A 12135-nucleotide genomic window follows, 5' to 3' on the forward strand; every position below is an offset into this window, starting at 1 on the left:
ACAACCACAGGTTAAAGAACCGCTGCAATTAACATGGCATGACACACGAACAGCCAAGCAAGGAAGCAAAGCTACTTTCTAGCGCTGGCGACGTTGTTTCGGTACCAGTCGTACGTAATCGCGAGTGCGTCTTCGAATTTGACTCGTGGCTTGAAGCCCAATGCGTCGAGGCGAGAAACATCGTACGCGCGCAATTTTTGTCCGTCTGGCTTCGTGGCGTCCCATTCGACCGTGCCGCGGTAACCAGAAATTTCACATAACGTATCTACCGTGTGTCGGATCGTATGCGACTCGCCCGTCGCAAGATTGATCGCACCACTGTGTCTCTCGGCAATCAGACGCAGGGCGTATGCCGCATCAGAACTGAAAAGAAAGTCGCGTTCGGCCTTACCCGTTCCCCAAACCGACATAGGTTGGTCTAATTCTGCCGCTCGATAGAACTTTGATACTAGCGATGGAATGACATGGCCGAATTTCTCATCGAACTTATCGTGCGGGCCGAACAGGTTGGTGGATACGCAAAACGCGTAATCCATGTCGTATTGTTCTTTGTAGGCAGCAAGTTGCGCCAACATGCCGCGCTTGCTGTGCGCGTATGGGGCCTCCGAATAGTGAGGCTCACCGATCCAGATCTCCTCCTCAGACATCGGCAAACGCACGCGGTCGGAGTAAATTGCCGTAGAACCCATTGCGACTACCTTGCGACAGCCGGTTTGACGCGCAGCGTCGACTACGTTGGTATTAATTCGAACGTTGTCAAGGTAGGCAATTCCGCGATTGGACATGTTTCCCATAATGCCGTAGACACGCGCGGCCAAATGAAAAACCAACGTTGGTTGCATTGCTTTGAACGCATCCTCTGTCGCAACCTGGTCCCTCAAATCCAGATCTTTACTGGTAATTGAGACGACATTCGAGTACCCCGCGTCACGCAGTTCCTTCTCCAGGGCGCGGCCAATGACACCACCAGCGCCCGTGATCAAGACCTTTTCGCCTGATACGTTCATGATTGACTCCTTGGTTCGAAACCGACCCCTGCGCAAGCGCAAGGATCATAAACCGAAAACAAACATAGAAATTGGTCACGAAGACCGAAAATTCCTACGCAGTGTTACGGCGACTAAAAATTATATAGGCAACGACGTAAGATGTGACGCACCGGCCGTGCGCTTGTCGGGTCGCTGCGATGAAGTGTCCGACAGCTTGGATAAGGTAACCGCAACGCATGATCAACGCCGCCCGCAAAACTTCCGCAGTGATCGCGACCGTATCCAGCGCTTCGCGCGAAAGGCAATTTGCCTGATTTTCTAAAATAGCTTGTCTCCCTCGCAAATTCGACTGAATTCATAACGCGATTAGACGATCGGTGTTGTGGCGATACGCATCGATATTCGCGCGCGTCGTTGTGTTGGTCAAGCCATGTCTCCGATCCAACTAACTCACGGGCGTCATGCATTGCCATCGCGGTACCGCATCTCCCATCACCAGCACGAGGACCGAAAGTCAGCTTCGGCCCAGTTAACACACAACACACAACGTCGATCATCGCGTGATGCACGAGTGAAATTTCACCCGTTGCGGGCTATCATCGGACCAGCGTTGCAAACGACGCGTGACGTACCTGCCATAGATCACGCAGGCGTGAGGTAGCGTCTCCAACATGGTCTATCTATAGCAACCGCACGCCGCTCATCGTGAACAGTGGTCGCTGCGCGGGCGATGATCGCCGTACGCAGCCGATTGAACAGACGCCTGCCGATACACAACCAAGTTCACTGCAACTCCGATCGACGCACAGGAAGCGCCTGTCAAGCTCTCGCAACCGACAGTCTTACGCTCCGTACCAGGACAACCGAGTCGTGCTAATCATCTGCTCCCGCCTTAGGACCGAAATAGACATCGGTAACACTCTGCGGATCACCGTCCATTCGGATCTTTCCGTGTTCCAACCAGATAACGCGGTTGCAGGTGTGCTCGATCAGGCCACGCGAGTGCGTGGCCAACACCAGTATGTTCGTCGCCTTGACGAGTTCCGTGAGCCGTTGTTCGGCGCGATGCTTAAACCCTTCATCCCCGACTGCGAGCCACTCGTCCATCAGAAGAATTTCCGGACGGACCATCGTTGAAACAGCGAACGCCAGTCGCAAATGCATACCGCTGGAATACGTGCGTAATGGCATATCTATAAAGTCACCCAGCTCGGAAAAATTGACGATGTCATCGATTTCGCGAGTCATTCTGGCTTTCGAGATACCCAGCAGCGCGCCACGAATATAAATATTCTCGCGCCCAGTGGCTTCTGGATCGATTCCGAGCGAAATATCAATCAATGAACCAATTTCGCCACAAATTCGCGCGGTACCCGACGACGGCTCATAAACCTTCCCCAGCAAGCGCAATAATGTGCTCTTCCCGGCACCGTTGTGCCCTAAAAGCCCGACCCGATCACCGTCATTAAAATTGAATGATAGATTTTCAAGCGCCCGGACGACTACCCGCCCCTGATCGTCCGCTCCGATTTGACCACCGGTGGCGACTTGCATCAAACGTTTCTTCAAGGACCGACCGTTTGCATTGTAAATCGCGAAATCCACGCAAACATTCTGAAACTGGATGGAAGCCATAATATTGGTCACTATCTCAAATGCAAGGCGTTACAACCAGTACGCGATACGTCGCTTGTAATGCCCGTACATAACCAGTGTTACACACCAGCCTACAATCGCCATGACAATTGCAAAAATCCAGTTAGTCGCGGTCGGCAGAGCACCCAGCAGTGGTGCACGTACAATTTCGATTAGATGAAAGGCCGGGTTGACATTTAGTAGGTACAACCCGGCCCGATGCGGCAACGTCTTGGGCATCCATACGATCGGGGTTAAGTAAAACACCACTTGCAAAGCGCTCGTCACAATTTGTGCAAGGTCGCGATATCGCGCACATATGAGACCAAAGAGCAACGATATCCACGAAAGATTCAAAACGAGCAGCGCGAATCCCGCAATGGATACTAACATCGTCCAATGGAGCGGTAGGCGCATCGCCAGCAACACCAAAGGAAAAATGATCAGGTTATGGAGAAAAATCAACATATTCCGCCAAAGCATGCGCAAAATATGAACAAACAATGGAATCGGCAACTGCTTAATAATTCCTTCCGCGGCAATAAAACCTGAACATCCCTCGGTTACTGTGGTGGAAATAAATCCCCAAAGAATAATTCCTATTGAAAGGAAGGGGAAAAATTCCGCAAGCGGCGTTCTGAAAATCGAGCCAAACACCACGCCGATAGTCGCTATCATCACCCCCATACTAATAGTCAACCATAGCGGACCTAGAGCCGACCGGCGATAGCGCTGCCGGACGTCCTGCCATCCGAGTGTCACGGCTAGCGACGAACGGCGGGCCGACGCGGAAATATCGTGCAAAGCCACTGAGATCTGTTGCTTAGGCATTTAGCGTTACATCAAAGTCAAACGGTTTAAGTAAGTTTAATGTCGAGCGAAACGGCGGTCACGGGTTGCGGTAACCGCTGCTGGTCGACACGCGAACGATGCGGCAAATACCTGCACCGCACTATTTGTCTGTCGAACGCGAGCTTGACACCACTCTGTACCAGTCACGATCCGAAATAACATTCAGCAGTCGTTCCGTGCTCTCCGCCCATGTCAGCCAACGCATTCCGGACGAGTCCGGCACACTGCGCTGCTCAAGCAGCGACAACCACTTTGTGAGAGGCTCCGCCAGAGATTCCGCGGACGTGCCGCTAAAATAGAAGGCATGCTCACCGGCTACCTCGCGAAAGACCGGTAGGTCGCGCGCCACGATCGGCAACCCATGCTGCGCGGCTTCGATTAGCGGCAAACCGAACCCCTCGCCCTCTGACGCGACGAGCAGCCCAGAGGCGCAATCGTACAGTTCCAGTAACAACGCGTCACTCGCTTTCTCAAGCCAGAACAGACGTTTCCCATTCTCCGGGTGATTTCGTAGCGTCTTTATCAGTTCATCCGCCATCCAGCCTTGCTTGCCGACGATCACGAGGTTGACCTGCGCTCCGCGCGCCCACAACAATTCAAGCGCCGACAGCGCTTGCGCATGCGCTTTACGGCGTTCGACAGTTCCAACCATAAGTAAGCTTGGTCTTGCCTTTACATGCTCGAGCACACTCACGCGTTGCCTATCCGCCTTGTCGGGCACGCGCGACACATGTGGGGGTGCTCCAACCGACAGGTCCGCCCCTAAGTGGAAATACCCCACGTTTAGCGGCGTGCAGCGTCGAACGTCTGCGCGCGCTACCCATTCGCAAAGTTCGTCAGCAACCGCACGAGAAATGCAGATCAATCCATCCGCCGCGCGAGAGATCGCCTTCAACCAATGAGCAAAGTGCACATCAGCATTCGCAACGAATGTATCGGGCCTCAACACGGGAAGCAGGTCGTACACGACGAAGTACACCGAGACGCCGCGATTCCTAAACTCGTGAAACAGTCGCTCGTTTCGCACCACGCCGTCCGGATAGAGATCGAGCCCGAGAAATCGATCTTGCGGACGCGGCTCGACCTCTTCGTCGTTAAGTATCGAATCGTCCAACCCTAACATCGCGCAAGTAAAGTTGCGCGCGTACAGATAGCGCCCGTCTCGCTGGTAGACGGGCTCGACGCGATACCCTTCCGGTGAATTTCGCAACAGTATGCTTAGCACGTTTCTCACTACGCGCTGTATCCCGGACTTCGCATCGCGCTGTACCAGTTCTGATACGTCAACTAGCAACTGCCTCGGGCTGGATGGGCCACCTTGATTCCATGCAATGCTGCGGACCGCCTCAATCAAATCGACGTCCGTCGCATCAGCCGTTCCCTCAATTCTCGATAGAGCCCGGAGAAGCGATTTGCGCTTCATCGCCCGGACGGACAACTGCTCGATCGCATCGCGATATTGCTTGCCGATATTGGTCGGATGATGCCGCGTTCCGATAAATTCCTTTGCTCGCGCAGACAGGGCTTGCGCCATCGACGTGTCTCGAAGGCTCGAAAGGTACTTGGTCAGCATCGCTTGCGTAAAGCTATCCGGCATTTTCATCACTACATCATCCGGAACTTCAGCGGCTGATCCGTTTGCGTTGATGATCGTTGGTATCCCGTGCGCAAGGCAGTCCAGTATCGTGCCGGATGTTTCACCGCGCGAGCGGCCTCGCAACTGAACGGCGCTGTCGGACGCAGCGAGATAGTCGAGGTATAGCGAACGTGCCGCAAACCCGGTGATCTTGATACGCGACCCACGCCCACTATCGCGAATCCTTTTCGTCAATTCGATTCCGTATACACCCGGATCGTTCTCCCCAACGAAGACTAGCTGGCAGTTCGAATCTTCAGCCAACGGCGAAGCAAGCCACGCATCCAACAGTTGTCTGTTGAGTTTCGTCTCACCCAATAGACCAAAGGCACACGTGAGGAAATCTTTCTCCGACAAGCCAAGTCGTCGCCGCGCGTCGTCGCGATTCAACTGCGGTAGCGCGCGAAGGTGCGGGATGACCGTCCAGTCATCACTGACACCCGGCCCATACCACTCGTTGGCCAATTCCTTTGAAAACTGCGAATGCACGATCACACCCACCGCATCATCCAAGACCAGCCGGTTGCCCGGGTAGCTCCAGATCGATGCAAGCTTCCCTGCCATCCGCTGAACACTCAAAGCAGGGTAACCGTGAGATGCATACAGCGCGCGGGTCAATGCATAGGGCACCTCGCCACTGTCCTCGATATGGTTGATCACTCCACTCAAAAAGAAATCGTGTAGTACGACGATGCCAGGAAACCGTTTGAGCAGTTCGAACATGTGATCGTGAAACTCGGAGTTTCCGAAGTGATACACGACGTGGTCGAAATCGTCTGCATTCGTCTCGAACCATGCGACAGAGCAGACATGACAATTCGCCTGGATCCACGGATCATCGACTCCCGCGGAGCGAACTACCACAGTGACGTCGTAGTACTGCACAAGTTCACGCAGCAGTTCAGCGCTGTAATCGGCAATACCGGATTTATCCGGCGCTAACGGAGACAAGTACACGAGACCCGGCCGCGCTTTCGGGGATGTCGACGCCACATCTGGCTTCGGAGACAGCGCGCCTTCCAGCGCATCCCCTGCTAACAACGCCATCGCTCCCGGCACGTAGCTGGTCCGTTCATGCAGCGCCTCAAAACCTTCCATCGCACGCCTGGCACACTCATCCCAGGAAAACCGGCGCGCCTGGACCAGCGCATGCTCACGCAGCGAGCGGCGAAGCACTTCATCGGTCAACACCTGGTTCACCTTCGCTGCCATCGCATCAATGTTCGTTGGATCGAATAGCGCATCTTCGAAGTTGATCACTTCGGGAATACTGCTGGTATTCGCCCCGATTACCGGGATACCGCATGCCATTGCTTCAAGTACAGGCAGACCGAACCCTTCGTGTAGCGACGGAAACGCAAATGCGGTCGCACCGTTGTACAAGTCAATTAGATCTCCTTCGGGCACGAAGCCGGTCATGACCAACGTGTCTCGTTTTAGGCCGGCGCGTTCCGCGAGCGCCGATAGTCGCTGTCGATCGCTCTCACTCGCATTGCAGACAATGGCAAGCTGGTGCGCCTCGATTGTCTTCGCAGGCAAACGCGCAAACGACTCGATTAGGCCTTCGATATTTTTCCGTGGATCGATACCGCCGGTGTACATGAGATACGGCCTCGTCAAGCCGTATTGACTACCCAAGGCGAGCATAGCTTCAGGTGTCATCTGCCGCGGTTGAAATACATCATCGATTGCGGCGGAAATATTAACAACGTGATCAGCAGGCAGTTGCAGCACTGACATCGCTTCACTCCGGGTGTACTCGGAGATTGACATCAGGAGGTCAGCCCTCTTTAGTGCTTCGAGCTTCTCGTAGTACCACGCACGCATTTGCGAGTCGACGAGGTAGATTTCTTTGCGAACCAGAGGAATCAGATCGTACAACGTGACGGCTGTCGCACCGCTCCGCGTCGGTCCTTTGGCGATAGATGTCGCCGCGTCGTCGACCCAACCCTCGAAAAGGCTTGCAACATGAACTACATCGGGCCGCATTTCTGAAATAACGCTTTCACGAATCCGCTCCGCGGCATGCATTCTCCACGCGCTGTACGGGTACATCGCAGCAGTTCCTTGTGGAACCTCGAATACGCGGAACTGTTCCTTCGGTAGCAGCCCGTCAAACGCGTGAATAACCTCCTCAACCGATTCCGGAAAACGGTTATTGAGCACGATTCTTACATCATGGTCGCGTCCGTGCCTAGTCGCTAACGCTGCCACACGTTGTGCGAGCGACATGGCATAGCGCCCTATGCCTCGTGCCTTGTTAGTTGCCTGGCAAGCCTGAAGATCGAGTACAAGACGCATTGAGATAGCAGTCAGTTCCGGTTTTTTTGAATGTTTCGTTTCAGTTCGTCGAGCAATCGCGAAGCGGCACGTGGCAGCGTGCGGTGATCGTAATGGCTTTGCTGAGCGGCAACCCTACGCGCCAACTCACTTCTGATCACACGAGTTCTAAGCCCACGAACCTTCGCGTCCAGCCGAGGAAATCGGGCAAGCACGCGCATACCGGTACGTCGAATTGCGGGCTGCCCCAGTACGAACCGCACCGACTTCACAGTTGCAGCGCCCAAGAAGCCCTGTGCGCGAAGAGTCACTCGGCGCGCCCAACGTAGACCCACCGACGGATTCGTCAATACGGCTCTCAGTGCTCGTACCGGCAACGTTATGCGCCAGGACGTGCTCGCATAAACAGCCGCAAGCTCCTGTTCCACAATGCTCGCCCGCTCCGCCGCTAGCACGAGATTCCGCTCGGCGTTTTTCCGGCCCGCCTCCGCAGCTATTTTTGCCGCGTCTGCAGCTCGAATGCGGCTCTCAGCATCGGCAAGTCGCGCGACCGCAGCCCGGCCGTCCTCCTCCGCTCGCGTCAGCGCATTGACCGCGTTCTTTCGAAATTGAGCGGCTTGTGCTTCTGCTTCGCTTGCGCGCAGCCTGGATTCCTGATCTGCATTGAGCACGAATCCATCAAAAACATTGGGCGGAGTGGAAAACGCCGTCTTCAAGTGCGCGTGTTCCTGTGCGACATAATAACGGTTGAGGCCATCAAAGTAAGCGAAGTCATATTGAGCGGCTGTGAGAACATGCTCCCAAACGTGATGCACACTCAGCTGTGACATCGGAGCGGTTGCTTCAATCACCAGAATCCACGGACGCCAACGATTGAAATCCATGCCCTCCAGCACGTCCTTCTCAGCCCCTTCCACGTCGATTTTAAGAAAGTGGATTTCTCCGGGCGCATGCTTTTCGCATATCTGCGCAAGCGGCAGCACGGGGGTTTCAATCGTCTCAACGTTCCAACCATCCTGCCGGCGCTTCTGCGCAATCGTCGCATCGAAAGTCGCGAGCCCAGAGCCGGGAATATCGAAGAACGGCAAAGCGCCCGCAGCACGACCTGCGCCGACGCGCAGGTTCATGTCACGCGGTCGATGTTTTTGCAGCCGTTCGTAGAAGGCAGACGCCGGTTCAATATTGATGCCGCTCCAGCCAGCACCGTAGAAAGCACGCGTCACTGAATACAATGTCGGGTCATTCGCGCCCACATCGATGTAAAAGCCACTCTTGACGTGCTTGAGCGCACGCCAAAGCATGACGTCTTCGAAGTTCTGCGCGTATGAAATAAAGGTCATGAGCTAGAAATTTTATCGACGAGTCACCACGACAAGCGTCGACAGTCGCCTGCCAATAGCCACCAGGTTGACCATCCATGTCAGCGAATCGCCGCCTCACGTTTTGAGCAACGCCAGTGCCGTCGCTCACCAAGCGCGTTGCGATGGTACGGCTGTGCTGCAACGGAAACGATTTTTTGAGATCGCGCACCGCTACTTTGGAGCGGTCACCATCCATTTAATAGTCGAGTCGAAATCGATGATCGGAGCATCTGGAACCAACGACCGAAGTTTGGCCGCCGACCCCACCAGCTTTTTTACTTCGTTCTGCCTGACAAACGCCGGATTCACACGAACTTCGAGGTCGTGCCCACTGGCTTCACGCGCCATCTGCACGATTTGTTCCAAAGTATAAGGCCGCTCGCTGCAAACATTGACCGTTTCGCCCGCCACATCACTTTCCAACAAGGCGCGATAAATCTGCGCGACACGACGCACATCGGAGAAATCACGTGCGACGTCAAGATTGCCGAGTTCGATATACGGTTTTCTTGTCATGAAATGTGAAATGATCTTCGGAACGAGGAACAGGTCCGACTGCCCTCGACCGGTGTAGTTGAACGGCCGGACCATAACAATTGGCAACCGGTCGAACCACGTACGCACCAAATGCTCCATCGCGACCTTACTGGCAGCATAGTGACTAACCGGAGCAGGCGGCACGCTTTCGTCGATGACCCCCGCCGCATTTCCATATACGTTGGCGCTACTCGCGATAAGTATCTTGCGCGGCGAATGCCCGACGTCAGCACACGCTTGCAGCAAATTTAACGTGCCCAGAACATTAACGCGATACATCTCGAGCGCGTCGTCATGTCCGACGAAACTGACCGCGGCAAGATGGACGACCACCGCCGGTCGAATCGCGTCGATTGCCTCGCGGCACTGGTCAAGCGAGGTGATGTCGAGCGTTCGCTCGCTCGGGCCGACACTACCGATCAGCGTACCTGTGACTGTATAGCCGGCCTCCTCCAACGTACTTCGCACGTATGCGCCGGTGAACCCACGTCCGCCAGTGATCAGCGCGTGGCGCGCCGCTGTATCAGAACGAGAACCCAACCTTGTTCCTCCGCAAATCCGCCTCGACCATCATCTTGCACAGGTTTTCAAGCGAGGTCTTAGGCTCCCAGCCGAGCATGGCCTTCGCCTTTGCAGGGTCACCGATCAGCAGATCGACCTCTGCGGGACGATAGAACTTCGGATTAACCCGCACGACGACCTTACCGCTCGATGCATCGACGCCTTGCTCATTCTCCCCAGACCCGCGCCATTCGAGATTGACATTGACCGCCTTAAACGCCATTGAGACGAAATCACGCACGGTCTCAGTACGGTTTGTCGCGAGTACAAAGGTATCGGGCTGGTCGGCCTGCAGCATCAGATGCATACCCTCGACGTACTCCTTCGCGAAACCCCAGTCGCGCTTGGCGTCCAGATTCCCAAGTTCAAGCACGTCCAGTTTGCCTAGCGAAATCTTCGCAACCGAGTCGGTAATCTTGCGTGTCACGAACTCACGGCCCCGCAGCGGCGACTCGTGGTTGAACAAAATGCCGCTAGCCCCAAACATGTCATACGATTCCCGGTAGTTGACCGTAATCCAGTGCGCATAAAGCTTGGCTACGCCGTATGGGCTGCGTGGATAGAACGGCGTATCTTCCTTTTGCGGGATCGCCTGGACCTTGCCGAACATTTCCGACGTCGACGCCTGATAGAAGCGGATCTCACGATCCACGACGCGAATCGCTTCTAGCAAATTCAGCGCGCCGACGCCCGTGATTTCGGCGGTCGTGATGGGCTGATCAAACGATACGCCGACAAAACTTTGCGCTGCAAGATTGTAGATCTCCCGCGGTTGCGCACTCTCAAGAATACGAATGCACGTACTCAAATCGGTAAGATCGTGCTCGACCAGATGAAGGTTCGGGTGATTTGACACGCCGAGCTCTTCAAGGCGCCAAAAATTGACCGAGCTTGTCCGCCTATATGTGCCGTAGACTTCATACCCTTTTGCGAGCAACAGCTGGGTAAGGTAAGCGCCATCTTGGCCGGTAATTCCTGTTACAACTGCGCTGGTCAATTCACTCTCCTTGGAAGAATATGCTGCCGCGGCAAAGCCACGACGCCTCACACTGCGATGGGTGAAAGGCGCTCAATTATAGCCGAGGGTAAACACGCCCCCGGTCAAATAAACGCGTGAAGTCAATCCAGTCCAGCCATGCACCGCGTCAACGCGTCGCGCCAGTCAGGGAGTTGAACACCAAATGTACGCAACAGCCTTTCATTCGAAAGCCTCGAATTGCGCGGCCGCTTGGCCGGTGTCGGATACTCTTCCGTCGTGATGGGAATCACGACCGGCGGCTCGGCCAACCGCGCCGAGTCGAAAATCGCGGACGCAAACTCAGCCCACGATACAGCGCCAGCGCAGGTCATGTGATAGATCGCTGCGTGCTGCTCCCACCAGTCCGCATCGCCGCGATGACCCGCAAACGCGTTACGCAATATGTCCGCCGTCCCCTGCGCGATCGAGACCGCCCACGTCGGTGCGCCCGTCTGGTCCGTCACAACGCGAAGCTCGCGATGCTCCTTCGCGAGGCGCAACATGGTGAGCAGGAAGTTGCGACCGCGCGCACCATATACCCAGCTCGTCCGAAACACGAGATACCGGCCGCCCACCTGTTCCACCGCGCGCTCGCCCGCGAGCTTCGTCGCGCCATAAACGCCCAACGGATGACACACATCGTCTTCGACGTACGGGGAAGGCTTCGCTCCGTCGAATACGTAGTCCGTCGAGTAATGAACGAACACCGAGCTCAGACGCTTCGCCTCCTCGGCGAATATTCCAGGTGCCAGGCCATTCACGGCCATTGCAGCGTCTGAATCTGCCTCAGCCTTATCCACCGCCGTATACGCAGCCGGATTCACAATCAGGTCCGGCTTGACCTCGCGCACTACGCGGCGGATCTGATCTGGATTCGCGAGGTCCAACGAATGTCGTTCGGGCACAATCACGCGCCCCAACGCATTCAGCGTTTGCTGAAGTTCAAAGCCGACCTGGCCGCTCGCGCCAGTCAGCAAGATCGTGACTTCATCCGAATCAGGCATAAGGACTCGACATGAACAAGAATGCCGCGACCTCAATATAGGCACAAAGCAAGCCGAACATTTTATGTTTGTGATAAGGAAGGGTAAAGGAGACTAACAAACAGATACAAGTAATTCGTTTTCGAGCCGCTCGGTGCTCAAGAAAATACGTCGATGTCCCCAAGGCTGGAGGTATCAGGAATTTTGTGTGTCGAGGTCGGTTTAAAAAATCTCAGCTCATGGCGTTCGTGAACCGCTCGCCGAACAGAATGGCGAACTGATT

8 protein-coding genes are annotated in these 12135 nt (G+C 55.1%); all 8 read right to left on the minus strand.

Annotation, left to right across the window (positions count from 1 at the left end; translation table 11 throughout):
• Positions 1 to 71 precede the first annotated feature (71 nt).
• Positions 72 to 1007: a GDP-L-fucose synthase family protein gene (locus BX592_RS32200; RefSeq protein ID WP_134197313.1), complete on the minus strand. Its 936-nt coding sequence runs from the start codon at positions 1005 to 1007 to the stop codon at positions 72 to 74.
• Positions 1008 to 1862: 855 nt separating this feature from the next.
• Positions 1863 to 2624, minus strand: a complete 762-nt coding sequence (locus BX592_RS32205) for an ABC transporter ATP-binding protein (protein WP_134197314.1) — start codon at positions 2622 to 2624, stop codon at positions 1863 to 1865.
• Between the two features lie 30 nt (positions 2625 to 2654).
• On the minus strand, positions 2655 to 3455 hold the full coding sequence (locus tag BX592_RS32210; RefSeq protein WP_134197315.1) for an ABC transporter permease: 801 nt from the start codon (positions 3453 to 3455) through the stop codon (positions 2655 to 2657).
• A gap of 121 nt (positions 3456 to 3576) precedes the next feature.
• The gene (locus tag BX592_RS32215; protein ID WP_134197316.1) at positions 3577 to 7413 is read right to left on the minus strand and encodes a glycosyltransferase; all 3837 of its coding nucleotides are present in this window, start codon (positions 7411 to 7413) and stop codon (positions 3577 to 3579) included.
• 11 nt (positions 7414 to 7424) lie between these two features.
• Positions 7425 to 8732 carry an FkbM family methyltransferase gene (locus BX592_RS32220; protein WP_134197317.1) on the minus strand — a complete coding sequence of 436 codons (1308 nt, stop codon included), beginning with the start codon at positions 8730 to 8732 and terminating at the stop codon, positions 7425 to 7427.
• A 192-nt stretch (positions 8733 to 8924) separates the two neighbouring features.
• Entirely contained in the window at positions 8925 to 9830 is a 906-nt protein-coding gene (locus tag BX592_RS32225) for a GDP-mannose 4,6-dehydratase (RefSeq protein ID WP_134197318.1), read from the minus strand.
• Entirely contained in the window at positions 9814 to 10848 is a 1035-nt protein-coding gene (gene gmd, locus BX592_RS32230) for a GDP-mannose 4,6-dehydratase (protein ID WP_134197319.1), read from the minus strand. The genes BX592_RS32225 and gmd overlap by 17 nt, the downstream gene beginning before the upstream one ends.
• 122 nt (positions 10849 to 10970) lie before the next feature.
• A complete protein-coding gene (gene rfbD, locus BX592_RS32235; protein ID WP_134197320.1) occupies positions 10971 to 11873 on the minus strand; it encodes a dTDP-4-dehydrorhamnose reductase in 903 nt (300 codons plus the stop codon).
• Positions 11874 to 12135 lie beyond the last annotated feature (262 nt).

Source organism: Paraburkholderia rhizosphaerae (assembly GCF_004366595.1).
Taxonomy (GTDB): Bacteria; Pseudomonadota; Gammaproteobacteria; order Burkholderiales; family Burkholderiaceae; genus Paraburkholderia; species Paraburkholderia rhizosphaerae.

Bases quoted from the DNA above. Each gene is read 5' to 3' on its own strand.
- BX592_RS32200 (WP_134197313.1), bottom strand. From the start codon at position 1,007: ATGAACGTATCAGGCGAAAAGGTCTTGATCACGGGCGCTGGTGGTGTC.
- BX592_RS32215 (WP_134197316.1), bottom strand. From the start codon at position 7,413: ATGCGTCTTGTACTCGATCTTCAGGCTTGCCAGGCAACTAACAAGGCA.
- BX592_RS32205 (WP_134197314.1), bottom strand. From the start codon at position 2,624: ATGGCTTCCATCCAGTTTCAGAATGTTTGCGTGGATTTCGCGATTTAC.
- rfbD (WP_134197320.1), bottom strand. From the start codon at position 11,873: ATGCCTGATTCGGATGAAGTCACGATCTTGCTGACTGGCGCGAGCGGC.
- BX592_RS32210 (WP_134197315.1), bottom strand. From the start codon at position 3,455: ATGCCTAAGCAACAGATCTCAGTGGCTTTGCACGATATTTCCGCGTCG.
- BX592_RS32220 (WP_134197317.1), bottom strand. From the start codon at position 8,732: ATGACCTTTATTTCATACGCGCAGAACTTCGAAGACGTCATGCTTTGG.